Origin of the sequence: Streptomyces sp. NPDC086835 (assembly GCF_044745705.1) — a bacterium.
Taxonomy (GTDB): domain Bacteria; phylum Actinomycetota; class Actinomycetes; order Streptomycetales; family Streptomycetaceae; genus Streptomyces.
Genome location: NZ_JBIVAU010000001.1, coordinates 128,192 through 148,356, shown reverse-complemented (window position 1 = coordinate 148,356; position 20,165 = coordinate 128,192). Strand labels below are relative to the sequence as shown.

Below are 20,165 nucleotides of genomic sequence, written 5' to 3'. Positions count from 1 at the left end.
CGCAGTCGGCACGACGACAGCGAAAGCGCGAGAGGCGGCAGCAATGGCCAGGGTTCCCGCAGCGGCGGTGGCGGCAGGCGGACTCGTCGGCGGGTACGGAGTCGCCCGCTGGACCAGGAAGCGCCCCCTCGGCGGCGTCGCGCTCGCCGCGGCGGGGGCCGTGGCCGCCCGGCAGTGGCATCAGGACGCCGGGCCTAAGGCGGCGGCCGGGCTGAGCGCCGCGTACGTCGCCGCGTTCGCCGGGTCGCACCCGCTCGCCAAGAAGGTCGGCGCCTGGCCCGCCGTGTTCACGGTGGCCGCCGGGGTGGCGCTGGCCTCGTGGACGGTCACCCGGCGCAGCGCCTGACCGGGTACGGGGACGAGCCCGGACGGCGTCCCGCACCGGCCCCCCGCACTGGCTCCCGCACGGGTGACGGGGCGGGTTCGCGACAAGGTGCGACCCGGACTGAACGCCGGCCGCACCCCGCACGTATTCATCCATACCTCCCCAAGAGGCGTTGGGCGCGTGACCGTCGGGCAGGGACCGGTCACGCGCCCAGCGCATGCGCCACGGTGTAGATGAGCAGGCCGGCCAGCGCGCCGACCACCGTGCCGTTGATGCGGATGAACTGCAGGTCGCGGCCGATGTGCGCCTCGATCTTCCGGGAGGTGTGCTCCGCGTCCCAGCTGGCGACGGTGTCCGAGATGAGCGACGTGATCTCGCCGCGGTACGTGGTCACCACGTACACCGCGGCGTCCTCCACCCAGCCGTCCACCTTCGCCTGGAGCCGGCTGTCCGTCGCCAGACGCGTACCCAGCGACAGCAGCGACGCACGCGCCCGCAGGCGCAGCTCGCTGCGGTCGTCCTCGGCCGCCGAGATGATCATCGCGCGTACGGAGGCCCAGACCGACGCGATCACGTCCTGGACCTCCGAGCGCGCCAGCAGCTCGGACTTCATACGCTCGACCCGCGCCCGGGTGTCCGTGTCCGACTGGAGGTCGACGGCGAAGTCCCCGAGGAACCGGTCGATCGCCCCGCGCGCGGGGTGCCCGGGCATGTCGCGCATCTCGGTGACGAAGCGCAGCAGCTCCTTGTAGACGCGTTCGCCGATCTTCTTGTCCACGAAGCGCGGGGTCCAGCCCGGGGCCCCGCCCTCGACCGCGTCCATGACCGAGTCGGAGTGGAAGACCAGCCAGTCGTGCGCCCGGGTGCAGATCAGGTCGACGGCACGGTGGTGCGCGCCGTCGGCGACGACCTTCTGGAGGGTTTTCCCTATGCCGGGCGCGATCTCGACCGCCTCCGCGCGGCGGGTGATCGCCTCGCCGACGACCGCCTGCACGTCGGAGTCGCGCAGCACGGTCAGCGCGCCGCGCAGGGCGGTGGACAGCTCGGCGGTGACCCGGTCGGCGTGGGCGGGCTGGGCGAGCCACGCGCCGAGCCGGCTGCCGATGCCGACGGCCTTGAGCCGGACGCGCACGACGTCGGAGGAGAGGAAGTTCTCGCCGACGAACGAGCCGAGCGAGGCGCCGAGCTGGTCCTTCTTGTTCGGGATGATCGCGGTGTGCGGGATCGGGATGCCGAGGGGGTGGCGGAAGAGGGCCGTGACGGCGAACCAGTCGGCGAGCGCGCCGACCATGCCGGCCTCCGCGGCGGCAGCGACGTAACCGGCCCAGCCGCCGAGGCCCGCGTTCTTCGCCCAGGTGGCGAGGACGAAGACGAGCGCGACGCCCAGCAGCAGACCGGTCGCGGTCGTCTTCATCCGCCGCACACCGCGCCGCTTCTCCTCGTCGGCCTCGGTGTACGCGAAGGCGGGCAGCGCCGTCGACGCCGCGACCCCGGCCTTCGGCCGGCCGGGCCCTCCGGCGCCGCCGTCCGGACCACCGCCGGGCCTTCCGCCGCCTGCCACGGCTCCGCCCCGCACGGCCCGGTCGGGGCCGCCCGGCTCATCCGGTTCTGTACGTTCCATCCGCTCCACCCGTCCGCGCTGCTTCCGCACGCAATGTCCCTACCACTCGTCCCTACATCAGGTACTCCCGGGCGGCACATCGAGTTCCCGCGCCATGCCGGATGATGTGTTCATGAACAAGCGTCAGGGGTATGTGAACCTCGCTGCCCTCATGGCCACGATCGCCCTCCTATGCGGCGGTATCTACCTCGGTGTCGGCACGGTCAAGAAGGGGCCTGAGGTCCGCACGCCCCCGTCCGCGACGCCGGTGTGGATCGGCACCTGGTCCGCGAGCCCCGTCTCCGCCGCGCCGGCCACCTCCGCCGTCGGCGGGCCCAGTGGCCGCGCGGGCCGTTCCGTACGGAACGTCGTGCACACCAGCATCGGCGGCACAGCCGCCCGCGTCACCTTCTCCAACCTCTACGGCACACAGCCGCTGCTGATCACCGGCGCGTCCCTCGCGGTGCGCGCCGGCGACGGGGCCGCCGCCGTGGCCGGCACCCTGCGCCGGATCACCTTCGGCGGGGCGCGGGAGGCGAGCGTCGGCCCGGGCGGGCAGATCGTCAGCGACCCCGTCGTGCTGCGGATCCCCTACGACGGCGACCTGCTGATCTCCGTCCACACCCCGGCGCCCGGCGGTCCGGTCACCACCCACCCGCGCGCCGTCCAGACGTCCTACCTGGCGGACGGCGACCTCGCGCAGGACGAGAGCGGCGGGGCGTTCACGACGCGGATCCGCTCCTGGCACCACATCACCGCCGTCGATGTGCTGACCGCACAGGCGCGCGGCGCGGTCGTCGCCGTCGGCGACTCGATCACCGACGGCGTCAGCGCGACCCCCGACCACGACAACCGCTGGCCCGACGTGCTCGCCGACCGGCTCGGCGGCCGCTACGGCGTCCTCAATCAGGGCATCAGCGGCAACCGTCTCCTCGAGTACGGACGCGGCCCCAGTACCCTGGAACGCTTCGACCGCGACGTACTGGGCCGGTCCGGCGCCCGTACCGTGATCGTCGCGATCGGCATCAACGACGTACTGCGCGCCCCCCACGCCCCGACCGCCGTCGACGTGACCGCGGGCCTGACCGAGCTGGCCGACCGCGCCCACGCCCGCGGATGGCGCGTGATCGGCTCCACGCTGGCGCCCTGCGGGGGCCACCCGCGCTGCACGGCCGCGGCGGACGCCGAACGTCTGAAGATCAACACGGCGATCCGTACGGGCGGCATCTTCGACGCGGTCGTCGACTTCGACCGGGCGCTACGGGATCCGTACGCGCCGCGGAGGCTGAGGCCGATGTACGACTCGGGGGACCATCTGCATCCGAGCGATGCGGGCTTTGCCCGGATGGGGCGCGCGGTGGATCTCGCGACGCTGTAGCGGCGCTCCGGGTCGAGGGCGTTTCCCCTGCCCGCCCCTTCCCATAACCGGGGCAAGCCCCGGCCCCCGTACGGCCTTCGGCCGTGCCCTCGATCGCCGGGCGGGCCGACTTCGAAGGGGCGGGATGGGGGAACGGCCCCGCCGCAGGCGGCCACGGACGCGCGGCGTCACACCCCGCCGCCCAGTTCCTTCCGCCCGTCGCCCCCCTTGCCGAGCTTCCGCTCGCGCTCCCGCTCCGCCTTGAGCCGCTGCTTCTCCGCCCTCGTGAGCTTGCGTTCCACGCCCACGCCGCCCATCAGCGCCAGTCCCCTGATGATCACGCGCGGTGCGCCCGGGTCCGGGTCCGCCTCCACGCTGCCGTGCTCGTCGAAGCCGCCCATCAGGCCGATGCCCCTGACCTCCACGTTCAGGCCGGGCGGGACGACGACCTGGATGCCGCCCATGATCGCGACGCAGTCGATCACGGTCTCGCGGTCCTCGAACCGGGCCTCCCGCAGATCCAGCTCACCGCCGCCCATCAGCGTGAACGCCGTGAATTTGCGGCCCACCGTCCATGTCCCCCGGCGTGAGAAGCCGCCCCAGAACGAGAAAGCGCCGCTCGAGGTCGCGGGACCACCGACCCGTCCTGCCCAGGAGGCACGTGCCGGTGCCGTGGTGGACGCCGCGCCGGACGTCGTGCCCGGCGCCGGCAGGTCCCGTACCAGCGGCTCCAAGTCGCCGTGCGTACGCGCACGGTAGGCCGCGTCGAGGCGCTGGTCGAACTCCTCCATGTCGAGGCGGCCCTCGGCCACGGCGTCCCGCAACCGCTCGGCGACCCGCTCCCTCTCGGCATCGGAGGCACGCATCTCAGGGAGTTCGCTCGTCATACCGCCAGCCTAGTCAAGCAAGCGGCCCGGCAGAACGCTCCGCGTACATCTTCGCGATCACCGCTTCGATGTCCGGCTCCCGCACCGACAGGTCCACCAGCGGGTACCGTGCGGCCAGCGCCGCGACCAGCGGCGCCGCGGAGACGGAGGCCGGGAAGGCCAGCCACTGCCGCGGCCCCTCGACCTTCAGCGTCCGCGCCGACCCGATCTCGATCGGCGGCAGTTCCCGCTCCAGGTCCACGACCAGGGTGCGCTCGCTCTCGCCCACCTCGTGCAGCCCGGCCAGGGGCCCGTCGTACATGAGCCGCCCGTGGTCGATGACCATGACCCGCTTGCACAGTTGCTCGATGTCGGTCAGATCGTGTGTGGTGAGCAGGACCGTCGTGCCGCGTTCCGCGTTCAGGTCCCGCAGGAACCCCCGCACCTTGGCCTTGGAGATCACGTCGAGGCCGATGGTCGGCTCGTCCAGGTACAGCACTTCCGGGTCGTGCAGCAGCGCCGCGGCGATGTCACCGCGCATCCGCTGCCCCAGCGAGAGCTGACGCACCGGCACGTCCAACAGCTCCGCCAGGTCCAGCAGTTCGACGCAGCGGTCCAGGTTCTGCCGGAAGGTGGCGTCGGGGATGCGGTACATGCGGTGCATGAGGCGGTACGAGTCGCGCAGCGGCAGGTCCCACCACAGCGTGGTGCGCTGACCGAAGACCACCCCGATCCGCTGCGCCAGCCGTGTCCGCTCCCGCGACGGGTCGATGCCCGCGACCCGGAGCCGGCCGCCGCTGGGCGTGAGGATGCCGGTGAGCATCTTGATCGTGGTGGACTTGCCGGCGCCGTTCGGGCCGATGTAGCCGACCATCTCGCCGCGCGGGACGGTGAAGCTGATCCCGTCCACCGCCCGCACCTGGTACTTCTCCCGGCGCAGCCGCCCGACCTTGCGGCGTACGTCGAAGACCTTCTCCACGCCGTCGAGTTCGATGAAATCCACTGTGTCCTCAGCTTCCGGTACTGCGGTACGAACGGAGTCCGACCCGCCAGGCCAGTCCGGCGAGCCCGAGGCAGCCCGCGGCGACGACGGGCGGCAGCAGGGCGAACCAGTCGGGCAGGCCGAGCGGGTCCTCACGGCCCAGCACGTACAGCGACGGCATCCAGTTGACGAAGGCCAGCGGCACGACGAACGTCACTCCGCGCACCAGGTCCTTCGCGAAGATCGACGGCGGGTACTGAAGCAGCGTGTTCCCGCCGTACGTGAAGGAGCTCTGCACCTCGGCCGCGTCCTGCGCGAAGAACTGGAACGCACCGCCCGCCACGAACACCGACGCGAAGATCGCCCCGCCGCACAGCAGCATCAGCGGCACCATCGCGGCCTTGGCCGCCGTCCACTCGACGTCGAGCGTCCACAGCGCGTACGCGAGCACCATCAGCCCCTGCGTCACCCGGCCGAGCCGGCGCAGCGCGAACCGGTCGGCGGCGACCTGCGCGAGGACCGGCACGGGTCGCACCAGCAGCGTGTCCAGGGTGCCGTCGCGCACCCGCCGCCCGAGCCGGTCCATCGAGCCCATCACCAGGTCGGCGAGACCGAAGGCGGTGCTGGTGGTCCCGTACAGGAACGCGATCTCGGGCAGCGAGTAGCCGCCCAGCGCGTCGACGTGCGAGAACATGAGCAGGATCGCGACGAAGTCGAACGCGGTGGCCGCGAAGTTCCCGAACGTCGTCATCGCGAACGACGCACGGTAGGCCATCGTCGAGCGCACCCACATCGCCACGATCAGCCCGTAGGCCCTGAGCGCGTCAGCCACCCTGGACCACCACCCTGCGGGTCGCCACGGTCTGCAGCATCCGGCCGGCCGCGAGCAGCGCGAGCGCCCAGCCGCCCTGGAAGGCGTACACCTGGAGCAGGCCCCAGCCGGTGTGCTTGCCGAGGAACACGTCCGCGGGCACCTGGAGCAGCGACGACCAGGGCAGTGCCCGCGCCACCTCGCCCAGCAGACCGGGGAACAGGCTCAGCGGCAGCAGCATCCCCGAGAAGAAGAGTCCCGCCAACCAGCACATCTGCATCACCCCGGCGCCGTCCATCAGCCAGAACGCCGACAGCGAAACCAGGAACCGCACCGCGAAGCTCACCACCACGCCGAGCGCCACGGACAACAGGAACGCCAGCCAGGTCCACGGCGATCCGGGCAGTGCCAGGTCGAACGCCAGGGCGCCGAGCACCATCGGCACGATGCCCCGTCCGAGCAGATGGAAGGCGGCCCGCCCCAGGTCGCCCGCCAGCCACCAGAGCTGGAGGTCGGCGGGGCGGTAGAGGTCGATGGCGATGTCGCCCGTACGTATCCGCTCGATCAGCTCGTCCTCGAAACCGCCGCCCATCATGGCGCAGGTCATCAGCAGCGCCTGTCCCAGCCACACATACGTGAGCGCTTCCGACTGGTCGTACCCGCCGAGCTGCGGACGCTCGTCCCACAGGGCGATATAGGTGTACGCCAGGATGAAGCCGAAAACGGTGTTGGTGAACACCCCTGCCGCCGTCGCCACCCGATACGTCGCATAGCGCCGGAACCCACCCGCTGCGACGACCGCGTAAAGCCGCACAGCCGATCCCCCTCCACGCGTCCGTCCAGGCACCAAAGCGCACGACCCTAGCCCAGGGCGACTGGCCATCGCGAGGGGATTTACGGCCCCGGAAGCGCCCGGATACGGGGGTTATCGATCCAAAAAGTGCAGTATGTGTGCCATGAGCGACGAGCCGCAGCAGCAGGGCTGGACACCCCGGGACGCGACGGCAGCCGACCCGCCCGACACCGACAAGCGGCCCGGTGCGAAGACCGGCCCCGACGACACGGACCAGGCCCCCGGGGAGGACGAAACCCCCGAGGCGGACGAGGCACGCGCCGACGACGAGGCGCGCGGCGACGAGGAAGACAGCGACGACGAGGCACGCGCCGACGAGGAAGACAGCGACGACGAGGCACGCGCCGACGAGGAAGACAGCGACGACGGGGCACGCGCCGACGAGGAAGACAGCGACGACGGGGCACGCGCCGACGAGGAAGAGGGCGACGACGAGGAACCCGACGAGCCTGCCCCCTCCACGCACACGTCACACGCCGGGGCCACGGCGACCGCCGCGGTGAACGCCCGCAAGACCCGCAAGACCCGCAAGAAGAAGGGCCGCGCATCCCGCCCCAAGCGCACCGGCTGGCGGCGCGCCGTCCCCACCTGGCGCGTCACACTCGGCGCCCTGCTCTTCGCCTCACTGCTCGTCATCGGCGGCCTCGTCACCGGCTACCTGCTCGTCGACATCCCGCCCGCCAACGCCGCGGCCACCGCCCAGACCAACGTCTTCCTCTACGAGGACGGCACCCACATCGCCCGCGACGGCGACGTCAACCGCGAGAACGTCTCCCTGGACGACATCCCCCTCCCCGTCCGGCGCGCCGTACTCGCCGCCGAGGACCGCGACTTCTACAGCGCGCCCGCCATCGACCCGATGGCCATGGTGCGCGCCGCCTGGAACACCGTCACCGGCAAGGGCAAACAGTCCGGCTCCACCATCACCCAGCAGTACGTCAAGAACTACTACCTCGGCCAGGAACAGACCATCACCCGCAAGGTGAAGGAGTTCTTCATCGCGATCAAACTCGGCCGCAACCAGAGCAAGAACGAGATCCTCGAGGGCTACCTCAACACCAGCTACTTCGGCCGCAACGCCTACGGCATCCAGGCCGCCGCCCACGCCTACTACGGCAAGGACGTCCAGGACCTCGACACCGCACAGGGCGCCTACCTCGCCTCCCTCCTCAACGCGCCCAACGCCTACGACGTCGCCACCTACCCCGAGAACAAGCAGGCGGCGCTCGCCCGTTGGAAGTACGTCCTCGGCGGCATGGTGAAGGAGAAGTGGCTCAGCGCCGAGAACCGGGCGGACCTGACCTTCCCGATGCCGGAACGGGCGAAGCCCGTCAGCGGACTCTCCGGCCAGGGCGGCTACATCGTCCAGGCCGTGAAGGAGTATCTCGCGGCACGCGGCATCCTCGACGAGAAGACGCTCGCCACCGGCGGCCACCGGATCACCACCACACTCCAGCGCGGCAAGCAGGACGCACTCTCCGCCGCCGTCGACGAGCAGGTGAACTCGCAACTCGACAGCGCACGCGAGGCCGACCGCAACGTCCGCGTCGGCGGCGTCTCCGTCGAACCGGCCACCGGCAAGGTCGTCGCCATGTACGGCGGCATCGACTACACCAAACAGTTCGTCAACAACGCCACCCGCCGCGACTACCAGGTCGGCTCCACCTTCAAACCGTTCGTCATCGCCGCCGCCGTGGAGAACCGCTCCACCACCCAGGACGGCCACCCCATCAACCCCAACACCGTCTACGTCGGCGACAGCAAACGCCCCGTCCAGGGCTGGAGCGGCGCACGCTACGCCCCCGAGAACGAGGACGACGTCTCCTACGGCCCCATCCCCGTCCGCAGGGCCGCCGACGAATCCGTCAACGCCGTCTTCGCACAGATGGCGGTCGACGTCGGCCCCTCCCGCGTCATGAACACCGCCATCGCCCTCGGCATCCCGAAAACCACCCCCGACCTCAGCCCCTCCCCCTCCATCGCCCTCGGCCCCGCCACCGCCAGCGTCCTCGACATGGCAGGCGCCTACGCCACCCTCGCCAACCACGGCAAACACACCCAGTACACACTCGTCGAGAACATCACCAAGAACGGCACCGAGGTGCCGCTCCCCGAACCGAGCACCGAACAGGCCGTCAGCCGCGAGGCCGCCGACACCACCACCGCCGTCCTGCGCGGCGTCGTCGACGGCGGCACCGGCTCCGCCGCCCAGTCGGCCGGCCGCCCCGCCGCCGGCAAGACCGGCACCGCGGAGGAGGACCGGGCCGCCTGGTTCGCCGGCTACACCCCCGAACTGGCCACCGTCGTCGCCGTCATGGGCCAGAACCCGAAGACCGGCGCCCAGACACCGCTGTACGGGGCGCTGGGCATGTCACGCATCAACGGCGGCGGCGCCCCCGCCCAGATCTGGGGCCAGTACACGGCCGCCGCCCTCGAAGGCACCCCCGTCCAGGGCTTCGACCTGCGTCTCGCGCCCGGCTCCAACGAGCCGCCGCCGGGCCAGCGGGACCCCGAGAACCCGGAGTCCGGCAACCCCGAGGACCCCTTCCGGCCGCGGGACCTCGGCGAGCAGGCCGGCAACGGGCGCGACGGCGGCTCCTGGGGCGACGGCGGCACGGGCAGCCGCCCCGGCGCCGGCGAAGGAACCGGCACCGGCCCGGGAGAGCCGTCGGGGCAGATCCCCCGCACACCGACCGGGGCCGGCAGCCCCACCGCACCCCTCGCACCCGCTCCGGCGCCCCCCGCGACCGGCTCCACCGGACCGGCCGCCCGGCCCCACTGACCCCGCCGGCCCGGCGGAACCCGGCCACCTCGGGGCCCACGGCAGCCCGAGCGGCTCAGTGACCCGAGGTCGCCTTGAGACCGACCACCGCGACCAGCAGCAGACACACGAAGAAGATCCGGGCGGCGGTCACCGGCTCGTCCAGCACCAGCATGCCGACCACGGCCGCGCCGGCCGCACCGATCCCGACCCACACCCCGTAGGCCGTACCGATGGGCAGGGACTTCGCCGCATACGACAGCAGCAGCATGCTCGCGACGATCCCCGCACCGGTGAACACGCTCGGCCACAGCCTGGTGAAACCCTCGGTGAACTTCATACCGATCGACCAGCCCACCTCGAGCAGACCGGCGACAACAAGCAGGACCCAGGCCATGACGGCACCTCCGAGACGCGGAACAACGCGAACAACAACGGGGTGCGTCGTCTTTTCCTGCCCGGTACGGCGCGTCTCGTCGGGGTCCCTCCAACGTAGCAAAAGGCGCCCCCAGGGCAGACGAAAGGGCCGGTGACCTCCGCCACCGGCCCTGCCTGCTGTCACGCCTCGGGAGAAGCCCCCGTACACGCGCTACAGATACAGCCCCGTCGAGTCCTCCGAGCCCTGGAAACGGTCGGCCGCCACCGCGTGCAGATCCCGCTCCCGCATCAACGCGTACGCAACGCCCCGCACCTCGACCTCCGCCCGGTCCTCCGGGTCGTACAGCACCCGGTCCCCGGGCTCCACCGTCCGCACGCTCTGCCCGACCGCGACCACCTCGGCCCACGACAGACGCCGGCCCACCGCGGCCGTCGCCGGAATGACGATGCCGCCGGTGGAACGCCGCTCACCCTCCGGAATGTCGGTCCTCACCAGCACACGGTCGTGCAGCATCCGGATGGGCAGCTTGTCGTGCTGGGGACTGTGCTCATGGCTCTTGGCGCTCACACGACGAACCTACCTGCCACGGACACCCCCATGGGCCTCAGGGTCACAAACGGCGCCTGCGCGCCGACACGGCGAGCAGACCCACCAGACCGACCGCCACCAGCGCCACCGGCACCAGCCGCTCCAGCCTCGGCGACCCGTCGTCGGACACGAACTGCGCCTTCACGTCCGAGACGGACCGGTTCACCGCGACGAAAGCCCGCCCCGCCGTCCGGTCCACCGTCGAGGCGACCTTGGCCTTCGCGTCACCGATGACCGTCTTCGGGTGCACACGCATACCGATCTCGTCGAGCGTCTCGGCGAGCCGCTCGCGCCTGCGGACGATGTCCGCCTCGATCTGCGCAGGGGTCCTGGCATCCGACACCGCGCTGCCTCCGTGGTCGTGTCCGGTAATCCTTCGTCGACAGTCTGTCAGCTCACCCGCCACCGCACCCGACGGCACCCCCATTACGCTCGAGGCCGTACGCCCCGAAGCACACCGAGGAGAACCATGAGCGAGCGACTCCAGCCCGGCGACACCGCCCCCGCCTTCACCCTTCCCGACGCCGACGGCAACGAGGTCTCGCTCGCGGACCACAAGGGCCGCAAGGTGATCGTGTACTTCTACCCCGCCGCGCTCACCCCAGGCTGCACCAAGCAGGCCTGCGACTTCACCGACAACCTCGAACTGCTGGCCGGCGCCGGTTACGAGGTCATCGGCGTGTCGCCGGACAAGCCCGAGAAGCTGGCCAAGTTCCGCGAGAAGGAGGACCTCAAGGTCACGCTCGTCGGCGACCCCTCCAAGGAGGTCCTCGAGGCATACGGCGCGTTCGGCGAGAAGAAGCTCTACGGCAAGACGGTGACCGGCGTGATCCGCTCCACCGTCGTCGTCGACGAGGAGGGCAAGGTCGAGCGCGCCCTGTACAACGTCAAGGCCACCGGCCACGTCGCGAAGATCATCAAGGACCTCGGCATCTGAACCGCGGGCCCATCCCCCTTTCCGCACCCTTCCTGACCGCTCGCACACTTTGTGACCGAAGTCCCATTCGCGTGGGACTTCGGTTTGCGGTCGGCGCGAGGGAGCAGACGATTCCCTTTGCAGAGGAGTCCAGGAAAGGAACAGGTCATGGCGGAAAGCGGCCAGGAACCGACGGCCGATCCCGCAGCGATCAAACGCCACCCCGTACTCTTCCGCACGATCGAACAGCGGAGGAACCCCGAACTGCGGCGGACCGACATCACGGTCACCGACGAAGCGACGGTAAGGCGCGCGGTGAAAGCCGCCTCGCTCGGCAACGCCATGGAGTGGTTCGACTTCGGGATCTACAGCTACCTGGCCGTCACGGAACGACACGGTCCAGCTGCTCTCCTCCTTCGCGACCTTCGCCGTCGCCTTCCTCGTACGCCCGCTCGGCGGCATGGTCTTCGGCCCTCTGGGTGACAAGATCGGCCGCAAGGCAATCTCCGTGGGCATGCTGATGCTGGGCCTGTCCCTGGTCTGCCTGCTCGGCACGATGTCCGCCGCCCTGCCGGCGCTGTTCCCCACCCACGTCCGGTACGGCTCCCTCTCCGTCGGCTACAACCTCTCCGCCTCCCTCTTCGGCGGCACCACCCCCCTGGCGATCACGGCCCTGATCAGCCTCACGGGCAGCAACCTGATGCCGGCGTACTACGCCATGGCGGCGGCCCTGGTGGGCGTGATCGCGGTGGCATGCATGAAGGAGACGGCCCAAAGGCCCCTGGAGGGCTCGCCCCCGTCGGTGAGCACGAAGGAGGAGGCCGCCGACATGGTGCTCGCGCAGGCCCCCGACCCGAAGTTCTGACCCCGGCACCCTGAACGACCCGCCCCGCCGCCGAACGGGACGGGTTGTTCCGCTTTTCGGACGTGACCGTCCGATAGTCGGTTCGTTACTCCGTACGAGGCCGCGAACAGGGGGCCGGGACGGAGGGGACGATGCCGGTGAAGTACACGCGAGAGCTACTCGCTGAAGCGGCTCGAGATTCAACGACCTGGGACGAAGCCGTGCGCAGATCCGGAGGCACGCCTACGCCGGGGACAAGGCGGTACCTGCGCCGTCGGATGGAGGCCTTCGGCATCGACGCCTCACATCTGCGGTCCGGGCAGGCACGGCACACAGAGGAGCGGTTGCGTGAGCTGGTGGCTCGGTCGACCAGCATCCGGGAAGTCGTGCTGGGCCTGGGCATCAACCCCGTGGGAGGCAACCACGCGCACATCAGCCGCCGGATCGCCGCCCTTGGCATCGACACCTCACACTTCGCCGGTCCACGTCAGCGGGCGCCGAAAGGGTCCCGCGGTGACGTACTGACACTGCGGGATCCCAGCGAGGGGCGGGTTCCCGGCAGTCGACTCCGCCGGAACCTCTTGCAGATGGGGTGGCCCGACATCTGTGCCGAGTGCGGCGTCGGCACACGATGGAACAACAAGCCCCTGCGCCTCGAAGTGGACCACCGAAACGGGGACTGGTGGGACAACCGGCCCGACAATCTGCGGCTCCTGTGCCCCAACTGCCATGCGGTGACGGACACCTACCGAGGCCGGAAGAGGACGACCACCGGATGAACACCAAGTACCCCCGTGACCTCCTGATGAGGACTGCGGCGGTCTCGACGAGTCTGGTCGACCTCATGCGCCGGGTCGGTGCCCCCATGGGCAGCATCGCGCAGCGGTATCTTCGCCACCGGCTCGAGACCTACGCGATCGACACCTCCCATTTCCTCGATGAGCCGTTGCCACCACGCGAACGCCGCTCGTACTCGCAAGAGCGGCTCTCGAAGGCCGCGGCCAACTCGCACAGCATCCGGGAAATGCTGGAGTACCTGGGTCACGCACCGGACGACAGCCCTTACAGCCACATCCGCAAGAAGCTCGACCAGTTCGGCATCGACACCTCGCATTTCACCCGCGGCTGGGGATACGGCACAGAGACCCTCCCTCGCGCCGAACTCGCATCCGCCGTACAGGCGTCCACGACCCTGGCCGGAGTGCTCAGGCTGTTGGGAAGACCGAACAACGGCTCCTCGCGGAGGACGGTTCGGCGAAGCATCGAAGCCCACGGCTTGTCGGTCGAGCACTTCACCGGCCAGGCTCACTGCCGGGGCGTACCCTCGCCGTACCGAAAGGCCGCCGTCGACGTTCTGCGACGCGATGAATCCGGTTCGCACCGCACGAGGACGGCACTGCTTCGGCGGGCGCTGGACGATCTGGATGTGCCCCGTGTCTGCGCGGAGTGCGGAACCGGGGATGTCTGGCGGGGGCGGCCGTTGGTACTGGAGATAGATCACATCAACGGCGACCGTCTGGACAACCGGCTCGAGAACCTCAGGTACTTGTGCCCGTCGTGCCACAGCCAGACAGGTACCTTCTCTCGGGGCACTCCTGCACGGCGTTGAAGGCGGCACAGTACAGTGTCAGCCGCGGGTCCGTACCCCAGCTGGCCAAGAGGGCGCCGGTTTAGGTCCGGTGTGTCGTGGGTTCGAGTCCCACCGGGCCCACGCAAAGGGGCGCGGTACCGGATCGGTGCCGCGCCCTTCGCGTCTGCGCCGGGCTCAGCCCAGCAGGTCCTTCACCACCGGCACCAGCGCCCGGAACGCCTTGCCCCGGTGGCTGATCGCGTTCTTCTCGTCCGGGGTCAGTTCCGCGCAGGTGCGGCTTTCGCCCTCCGGCTGGAGGATCGGGTCGTAGCCGAAGCCGTTCGTGCCGTGCGGGGAGCGGCGGAGGGTGCCCCGGAGGCGGCCTTCCACGACGCGTTCCGTGCCGTCGGGGAGGGCGAGGGCGGCCGCGCAGGCGAAGTGGGCGCCGCGGTGGGGCGTGTCGATGTCGAGGAGTTGCGCGAGGAGCAGTTCGAGGTTCGCCTGATCGTCGCCGTGGCGGCCGGACCACCTCGCGGAGAAGATGCCGGGCGCGCCGCCGAGGACGTCGACGCAGAGGCCGGAGTCGTCGGCGACGGCGGGCAGGCCGGTGGCCTTGGCGAGGGCGTGCGCCTTGAGGAGGGCGTTCTCGGCGAAGGTGACGCCGGTCTCCTTGACGTCCGGGATCTCCGGGTAGGCGTCCGCGCCGACGAGTTCGTGGGTGACGCCCGCGTCGGCGAGGATGGCCCTGAGTTCGGTGATCTTTCCGGCGTTGCGTGTGGCGAGGATCAGTCGGGTCATGTCCCGATTATCGGGGTCACCCGGGGGTGCAGACCTTGCCGATCTCGGTGGCCGCGTCGGTGACGGGGGTGATGTCGGGGGTGGCGTCGCCGTTCTCGATGGACTTGCGGACGTTGTCGACGCCGGTGCCGAGGTCTTCGACGGCCTTGGTGAGGTCGGCGTTGTCGGTCTTGTCTCCGAGGCTGTCGAGTTCGCGGTCTATGTCGTCGAGTGCCTCGCGGGCCTTGGTGGGGTCCTCGGTGGCGCTGGAGACGGCCTCTTGGAGCTTGTTGACGCTGGTGGCGATGGCGTCGGCCGTCTCGACGCAGTCGAGTGCCTTGTCGAGGGCGCTGCAGCCGGCGGCTGCGGGCACGACGAGGGCAGCGGCGGCGATGGTGAGTGCGATGCGGCGGCGCGCAGACATTCTGAGGGTCCTCCCCGGATACGGACGGGCGCACGGTTCGGCCCGTGCGCCCGTATCGACTACGACGCCCCGTGGGGGCTTCTTGGTTGCTTCTTTACCTGGCGGGTTCGCCTGGTGGGTTCGCCTGGCGGCGGGCGGAAGCCGGCGTCTGCCGCCGGCGGCTACTGGGCGTTCTGCCCGAGGGTCTCGGCCTGGAGGGCGGCGAGGTCGGCGCAGCCTCCGGTGGCGAGGTCGAGGAGGGCGTTGAGTTCCTTGCGGTCGAAGGGCTCGGCCTCCGCGGTGCCCTGGACCTCGACGAAGCGGCCGTCGCCGGTGCAGACCACGTTCATGTCGGTCTCGGCGCGGACGTCCTCCTCGTAGCAGAGGTCGAGGAGGGGGGTGCCGTCGACGATGCCGACGCTGACGGCGGCGACGGTGCCGGTGAGGGGCTTGCGGCCGGGCTTGACGATCTTTTTGGCCTGGGCCCAGGCGATGGCGTCGGCGAGGGCCACGTAGGCGCCGGTGATGGCGGCGGTGCGGGTGCCGCCGTCGGCCTGGAGGACGTCGCAGTCGAGGACGACGGTGTTCTCGCCGAGTGCCTTGTAGTCGATGACGGCGCGCAGGGAGCGGCCGATGAGGCGGCTGATCTCGTGGGTGCGGCCGCCGATCTTGCCGCGTACGGATTCGCGGTCGCCGCGGGTGTTGGTGGAGCGGGGGAGCATCGAGTACTCGGAGGTGACCCAGCCTTCGCCGCTGCCCTTGCGCCAGCGGGGGACGCCTTCGGTGAAGGAGGCGGTGCAGAAGACCTTGGTGTCTCCGAAGGAGATGAGGACGGAGCCCTCGGCGTGCTTGCTCCATCCTCGTTCGATGGTGACGGGGCGGAGCTGTTCGGGGGTGCGGCCGTCGATTCGAGACATGCGCCGAGCCTATCGGCAGATGGGTGAGGGGCCTGTTCCCGCTCGGCCGGATCAGACCCCTCGTGCGTCGGTGTCCGCTCAGGTCACATCATGTCTTCGATGTCGGCGGCGATCGGGTCGGCGTCGGTGCCGATGACGACCTGGACGGCGGTGCCCATCTTGACGACGCCGTGGGCGCCGGCGGCCTTGAGGGCGGCTTCGTCGACGAGGCTGGGGTCCGCGACCTCGGTACGGAGGCGGGTGATGCAGCCTTCGATCTCCTCGATGTTGTCGATTCCGCCGAGCCCGGCGACGATCTTCTCAGCCTTGCTGGCCATGTCTTTCTCCCTGCGTTCGGAGCGTTGAGCGTCCGGCCCACCGCCTCGGCCCACCGTAGGTCCGGGTTGTCACGGTAACGCACGGTTGGCCCATCTTCACGGGCGAGTAACCGTCTTGTATCGAAAGATGACGATCACCGGTGCCCTGTCTCGCGACCGGGCCCCAGGACCGTATCGCGACTGGTCTACACCAGTCTGCAACAGCTGCCAAACCAGGCCTGTTCCGGGAGGACGCCGATGAGCACCGAGAGCGCGGCCGCGCCGCGGCCGAAGTGGTGGAACGGACTCTTCCAAGGGCTGCAGAAGATCGGCCGCAGCCTGCAGCTGCCGGTCGCCGTGCTGCCCGCGGCCGGTCTGCTGGTCAGCCTCGGCAACCTGTTCGGCGCATCGTTGGACGGCCCGTTCTGGGATCGGACCTCGGAGGTCCTGATCAAGGGCGGGGGCGGCATCCTCGACGGCAGCCTGGGCCTGCCCCTGCTGTTCTGCATCGGCGTCGCGATCGGCTTCGCGAAAAAGGCCGACGGTTCGACCGCACTCGCGGCCGTGGCGGGCTTTCTCGTGTACTACAACGTCCTGAAGGCCTTCCCGGTCGACGGCACGGTGACGGAGGCGATGCCGGAAGGCACCCCGCAGAACCCGGGGGTGCTCGGCGGCATCCTGATCGGCCTCCTGACGGCCGTCATCTGGCAGCGCTACCACCGCACCCGGCTGGTGGACTGGCTGGGCTTCTTCAACGGGCGCCGGCTCGTCCCGATCATCATGGCGTTCGTCTGCTGTGTGCTGGGGGTGCTGTTCGGTCTGCTGTGGGACCCGGTCGGTGACGCGCTGACGGCCTTCTCGAAGCGGCTGATCGACCTCGGGGCCTGGGGCGCGGGCATCTTCGGCGTCGCGAACCGGCTTCTGATCCCGATCGGCATGCACCAGTTCCTGAACACGTTCTTCTGGTTCCAGGCGGGCGAGTACCAGAGCGAGGACGGAGCGGTGGTGCAGGGCGACCTGACCCGCTTCTTCGCCGGGGACCCGGACGCGGGTCTGTTCATGTCGGGCTTCTTCCCGATCATGATGTTCGGCCTTCCGGCGGCCGCTCTGGCGATCACCCACTGCGCCCGGCCCGAGCACCGCAAACGGGTGGGCGGTCTGATGTTCTCGGTCGGTCTGACGTCGTTCGTGACGGGCGTGACGGAGCCGATCGAGTTCTCCTTCATGTTCGTGGCGCCGCTGCTCTACGGGCTGCACGCCCTGCTGACCGGGGCGTCGATGGCGATCACCTGGGCGCTGGGGGTGCACGCGGGCTTCAGTTTCTCCGCGGGTCTCATCGACTACGTCGTCAACTGGCACCTGGATACGAAGCCGTGGCTGATCCTGCCGATCGGCGCGGGGTTCGCGGTGATCTACTACGTCGTCTTCCGGCTGGCGATCACTTTGTTCAACATTCCTACACCTGGGCGTGAGCCGGAGGAGGTCCAGGAGGAGATGGACCGGGAAGTGACCAAGTAGAGACCCCCGACCAGGCAGGGAAGGCCTCCGGGACCTCGGGTCCCGGAGGCCTTTTGCACGCATTGACCGGATCGTTATCGGGTCCGGAAAATTCGCAGGTTCCTTATCTAACCCTCACCGTGCTACAACAGGTCTACACCACTCAATGGTGTAGACCATGCGGTCCAGACCATAGGCCGCATTCCCCTTTTTGAGACGCCGCCCTCCCCCGTTTCTCTGTCCTCTGGCGGCGCCTTGCCAACTGGAGGAAGTTGATGTCCACGGCCAGCGCCGCCCCAGAGGCGGACAAGAAGAAGACGGGCGCAGGCGTGATGGCTGTCATGCAGCGCATCGGCCGCAGCCTGATGCTGCCCGTCGCCGTGCTGCCCGCCGCCGCGCTCCTGGTGCGCTTCGGCCAGGCGGACATGCTCGGCAAGGAGTCGTTCCCCGAGTTCATCACCAAGATCGCCGGTTACATGGCGGCCGGTGGTGGCGCTCTGCTCGACAACATGCCGCTGCTGTTCGCCGTCGGCATCGCCATCGGCTTCGCGAAGAAGTCCGACGGTTCGACCGCGCTGGCGGCGGTGACCGGTTACCTGGTCTTCAAGAGCGTGCTGGCCCAGTTCACGGACAGCAACCTGCCGAAGGTCGCCGCCGTCGCCGACGGCAAGATCGTCATGAACGAGGCGCCGGTCAACGCCGGTGTCCTCGGCGGTGTGGTCATGGGCATCGTCGTCGCCCTGCTGTACCAGCGCTTCTACCGCACCAAGCTGCCCGACTGGGCGGGCTTCTTCGGTGGCCGGCGTCTGGTCCCGATCCTCTCCGCCTTCGCGGGTCTGGTCATCGGTATCGTCTTCGGCCTGATCTGGCCCTGGCTCGGCGCCGGTCTGCACAACCTCGGTGAGTGGCTGGTCGGTTCCGGCGCGGTCGGCGCGGGCATCTTCGGTGTCGCCAACCGGGCCCTGATCCCCGTCGGCATGCACCACCTGCTGAACTCGTTCCCGTGGCTCCAGGCCGGTTCCTACGAGGGCAAGAGCGGTGACATCGCCCGCTTCCTCGCCGGCGACCCGACCGCCGGACAGTTCATGACCGGCTTCTTCCCGATCATGATGTTCGCCCTCCCGGCGGCCTGCCTCGCGATCGTGCACTGTGCCCGCCCCGAGCGCCGCAAGGTCGTCGGCGGCATGATGTTCTCCCTCGCGCTGACCTCGTTCGTCACCGGTGTGACCGAGCCGATCGAGTTCACCTTCATGTTCATCGCGCCGGTGCTGTACGCGATCCACGCCGTGCTGACCGGTGTCTCCATGGCGCTGACCTGGGCGCTCGGGATGAAGGACGGCTTCGGCTTCTCCGCCGGCGCGATCGACTTCTTCCTCAACCTGGGCATCGCGTCCAACCCGTGGGGCCTTGCCCTGGTCGGCCTCTGCTTCGCGGCGGTCTACTACGTGGTGTTCCGCTTCGCGATCACCAAGTTCAACCTCCCCACGCCGGGCCGCGAGTCCGACGAGGAGCTCGCCGAACTGCAGAAGGCCGAGGCGAAGTAGCCTCGCGTCACCACGGCAAAGGCCCCTGTCCTCCGTCGGGAGGGCAGGGGCCTTCGCCGTTGCCTGTGGGCCGGTCGGGCCGGTCTGCGTCAGATCTCGTAGACCGCGCCCGGCCGCGCGACCTCCGTGGGGCCGTCGTACACGGCCCGGGCGTCGCGCAGCGTCTGCCCGGGGTCCGTCCACGGCGGGATGTGGGTCAGGACCAGTCGGCCCGCGTTCGCGCGCCGGGCGTAGGCCCCGGCCTCCCGGCCGTTGAGGTGGAGGTCCGGGATGTCCTCCTTGCCGTGCGTGAAGGACGCCTCGCACAGGAAGAGGTCCGCGCCTGCGGCGAGGTCGTCGAGCGCGTCGCACACACCGGTGTCGCCCGAGTACGTCAGCGTCCTGCCGCCGTGCTCCAGCCGGATGCCGTACGCCTCGACGGGATGCGCCAGCCTCTCCGTGAAGACGGAGAAGGGGCCGATCTCGAAGTGCCCCGGCTTCAGGGTGTGGAAGTCGAACACCTCACTCATGGAGGAGGCGGAAGGCGTGTCGGCGTAGGCCGTGGTCAGACGCTGTTCGGTGCCCTCGGGGCCGTGGACCGGGATGGGGGCGCAGCGGCCGCCGTCGTGGCGGTAGTAGCGGGCCACGAAGTACCCGCACATGTCGATGCAGTGGTCCGCGTGAAGGTGGCTGAGGAAGATGGCGTCGAGATCGTAGAGACCACAGTGGCGCTGCAACTCTCCGAGGGCGCCGTTGCCCATGTCGAGGAGCAGCCGGAAGCCGTCGGCCTCTACGAGGTAGCTCGAGCAGGCCGATTCCGCGGACGGGAACGACCCGGAGCAGCCGACGACGGTGAGCTTCATGGAGCTGGAACCTCCGTGGACGGGGAGGGCTGGGGGA

21 protein-coding genes, 1 tRNA gene, 1 pseudogene and 1 riboswitch are annotated in these 20,165 nt (G+C 69.9%); of the genes and pseudogenes, 10 read left to right on the top strand and 13 right to left on the bottom strand.

Annotated elements, in window-relative coordinates:
* Nucleotides 1–43 precede the first annotated feature (43 nt).
* Nucleotides 44–346, top strand: coding sequence for a hypothetical protein (locus ACIPJI_RS00655; protein ID WP_307706623.1), 303 nt, complete (start codon nucleotides 44–46; stop codon nucleotides 344–346).
* Nucleotides 347–527: 181 nt separating this feature from the next.
* Here ACIPJI_RS00655 and ACIPJI_RS00650 read toward each other — a convergent pair whose 3' ends face one another.
* Nucleotides 528–1,946, bottom strand: a complete 1,419-nt coding sequence (locus ACIPJI_RS00650) for a DUF445 domain-containing protein (protein ID WP_402243722.1) — start codon at nucleotides 1,944–1,946, stop codon at nucleotides 528–530.
* 112 nt (nucleotides 1,947–2,058) lie between these two features.
* Between ACIPJI_RS00650 and ACIPJI_RS00645 the strand changes: the two genes are divergently transcribed.
* Entirely contained in the window at nucleotides 2,059–3,303 is a 1,245-nt protein-coding gene (locus ACIPJI_RS00645; protein ID WP_402243721.1) for an SGNH/GDSL hydrolase family protein, read from the top strand.
* 167 nt (nucleotides 3,304–3,470) lie between these two features.
* Here ACIPJI_RS00645 and ACIPJI_RS00640 read toward each other — a convergent pair whose 3' ends face one another.
* From ACIPJI_RS00640 to ACIPJI_RS00625, 4 genes are read right to left on the bottom strand one after another with little or no spacing between them, the layout of a single operon-like run.
* Complete coding sequence (locus ACIPJI_RS00640; RefSeq protein WP_307706626.1) at nucleotides 3,471–4,169, bottom strand: DUF1707 domain-containing protein; 699 nt, start codon at nucleotides 4,167–4,169, stop codon at nucleotides 3,471–3,473.
* 13 nt (nucleotides 4,170–4,182) lie between these two features.
* Entirely contained in the window at nucleotides 4,183–5,151 is a 969-nt protein-coding gene (locus ACIPJI_RS00635; RefSeq protein ID WP_402243720.1) for an ATP-binding cassette domain-containing protein, read from the bottom strand.
* Nucleotides 5,152–5,158: 7 nt separating this feature from the next.
* The gene (locus ACIPJI_RS00630; protein ID WP_356621984.1) at nucleotides 5,159–5,962 is read right to left on the bottom strand and encodes an ABC transporter permease; all 804 of its coding nucleotides are present in this window, start codon (nucleotides 5,960–5,962) and stop codon (nucleotides 5,159–5,161) included.
* Entirely contained in the window at nucleotides 5,955–6,755 is an 801-nt protein-coding gene (locus ACIPJI_RS00625; RefSeq protein ID WP_307706629.1) for an ABC-2 family transporter protein, read from the bottom strand. Before ACIPJI_RS00625 ends, ACIPJI_RS00630 begins: the two co-directional genes overlap by 8 nt.
* Nucleotides 6,756–6,897: 142 nt before the next feature.
* Between ACIPJI_RS00625 and ACIPJI_RS00620 the strand changes: the two genes are divergently transcribed.
* Nucleotides 6,898–9,576: a transglycosylase domain-containing protein gene (locus ACIPJI_RS00620; protein WP_402243719.1), complete on the top strand. Its 2,679-nt coding sequence runs from the start codon at nucleotides 6,898–6,900 to the stop codon at nucleotides 9,574–9,576.
* 55 nt (nucleotides 9,577–9,631) lie between these two features.
* Here ACIPJI_RS00620 and ACIPJI_RS00615 read toward each other — a convergent pair whose 3' ends face one another.
* The 3 genes from ACIPJI_RS00615 to ACIPJI_RS00605 form a co-directional block, all read right to left on the bottom strand.
* Nucleotides 9,632–9,952 (bottom strand): multidrug efflux SMR transporter, encoded by a 321-nt coding sequence (locus ACIPJI_RS00615; protein ID WP_159691667.1) that lies wholly within the window; start codon nucleotides 9,950–9,952, stop codon nucleotides 9,632–9,634.
* Between the two features lie 41 nt (nucleotides 9,953–9,993).
* Nucleotides 9,994–10,063, bottom strand: a riboswitch (guanidine-III (ykkC-III) riboswitch).
* 81 nt (nucleotides 10,064–10,144) lie between these two features.
* Nucleotides 10,145–10,501 carry a co-chaperone GroES gene (locus tag ACIPJI_RS00610; protein WP_005317038.1) on the bottom strand — a complete coding sequence of 119 codons (357 nt, stop codon included), beginning with the start codon at nucleotides 10,499–10,501 and terminating at the stop codon, nucleotides 10,145–10,147.
* 43 nt (nucleotides 10,502–10,544) lie between these two features.
* Nucleotides 10,545–10,865, bottom strand: a complete 321-nt coding sequence (locus ACIPJI_RS00605; RefSeq protein WP_307706632.1) for a DUF3618 domain-containing protein — start codon at nucleotides 10,863–10,865, stop codon at nucleotides 10,545–10,547.
* A gap of 126 nt (nucleotides 10,866–10,991) precedes the next feature.
* Between ACIPJI_RS00605 and bcp the strand changes: the two genes are divergently transcribed.
* From bcp to ACIPJI_RS00580, 5 genes and pseudogenes are all read left to right on the top strand, one after another.
* The gene (gene bcp, locus ACIPJI_RS00600) at nucleotides 10,992–11,459 is read left to right on the top strand and encodes a thioredoxin-dependent thiol peroxidase (RefSeq protein ID WP_307706633.1); all 468 of its coding nucleotides are present in this window, start codon (nucleotides 10,992–10,994) and stop codon (nucleotides 11,457–11,459) included.
* A gap of 147 nt (nucleotides 11,460–11,606) precedes the next feature.
* Nucleotides 11,607–12,303: pseudogene (locus ACIPJI_RS00595) on the top strand (hypothetical protein).
* 257 nt (nucleotides 12,304–12,560) lie between these two features.
* Nucleotides 12,561–13,061: an HNH endonuclease gene (locus ACIPJI_RS00590; RefSeq protein ID WP_402243718.1), complete on the top strand. Its 501-nt coding sequence runs from the start codon at nucleotides 12,561–12,563 to the stop codon at nucleotides 13,059–13,061.
* Nucleotides 13,058–13,891: an HNH endonuclease gene (locus ACIPJI_RS00585; RefSeq protein ID WP_402243716.1), complete on the top strand. Its 834-nt coding sequence runs from the start codon at nucleotides 13,058–13,060 to the stop codon at nucleotides 13,889–13,891. The genes ACIPJI_RS00590 and ACIPJI_RS00585 overlap by 4 nt, the downstream gene beginning before the upstream one ends.
* A 26-nt stretch (nucleotides 13,892–13,917) precedes the next feature.
* Nucleotides 13,918–13,993: transfer RNA gene (locus ACIPJI_RS00580), tRNA-Leu, on the top strand.
* 54 nt (nucleotides 13,994–14,047) lie between these two features.
* Here the strand turns inward: ACIPJI_RS00580 and rdgB are convergent.
* The 4 genes from rdgB to ACIPJI_RS00560 form a co-directional block, all read right to left on the bottom strand.
* The gene (rdgB, locus tag ACIPJI_RS00575; protein ID WP_356621989.1) at nucleotides 14,048–14,650 is read right to left on the bottom strand and encodes an RdgB/HAM1 family non-canonical purine NTP pyrophosphatase; all 603 of its coding nucleotides are present in this window, start codon (nucleotides 14,648–14,650) and stop codon (nucleotides 14,048–14,050) included.
* A gap of 16 nt (nucleotides 14,651–14,666) precedes the next feature.
* Nucleotides 14,667–15,053 carry a hypothetical protein gene (locus ACIPJI_RS00570; protein ID WP_307706638.1) on the bottom strand — a complete coding sequence of 129 codons (387 nt, stop codon included), beginning with the start codon at nucleotides 15,051–15,053 and terminating at the stop codon, nucleotides 14,667–14,669.
* A gap of 161 nt (nucleotides 15,054–15,214) precedes the next feature.
* Nucleotides 15,215–15,949, bottom strand: a complete 735-nt coding sequence (gene rph, locus ACIPJI_RS00565) for a ribonuclease PH (RefSeq protein WP_307706639.1) — start codon at nucleotides 15,947–15,949, stop codon at nucleotides 15,215–15,217.
* An 83-nt stretch (nucleotides 15,950–16,032) separates the two neighbouring features.
* Nucleotides 16,033–16,320, bottom strand: coding sequence for a PTS glucose/sucrose transporter subunit IIB (locus ACIPJI_RS00560; protein ID WP_268247311.1), 288 nt, complete (start codon nucleotides 16,318–16,320; stop codon nucleotides 16,033–16,035).
* A gap of 183 nt (nucleotides 16,321–16,503) precedes the next feature.
* Between ACIPJI_RS00560 and ACIPJI_RS00555 the strand changes: the two genes are divergently transcribed.
* Entirely contained in the window at nucleotides 16,504–17,763 is a 1,260-nt protein-coding gene (locus tag ACIPJI_RS00555; RefSeq protein ID WP_356621990.1) for a PTS transporter subunit EIIC, read from the top strand.
* 254 nt (nucleotides 17,764–18,017) lie between these two features.
* Nucleotides 18,018–19,286, top strand: a complete 1,269-nt coding sequence (locus ACIPJI_RS00550; protein WP_307706641.1) for a PTS transporter subunit EIIC — start codon at nucleotides 18,018–18,020, stop codon at nucleotides 19,284–19,286.
* Nucleotides 19,287–19,375: 89 nt separating this feature from the next.
* On the opposite strand, the gene ACIPJI_RS00545 is transcribed toward ACIPJI_RS00550, so the two are convergent.
* On the bottom strand, nucleotides 19,376–20,128 hold the full coding sequence (locus ACIPJI_RS00545) for an MBL fold metallo-hydrolase (RefSeq protein WP_189467475.1): 753 nt from the start codon (nucleotides 20,126–20,128) through the stop codon (nucleotides 19,376–19,378).
* Nucleotides 20,129–20,165: the final 37 nt, after the last annotated feature.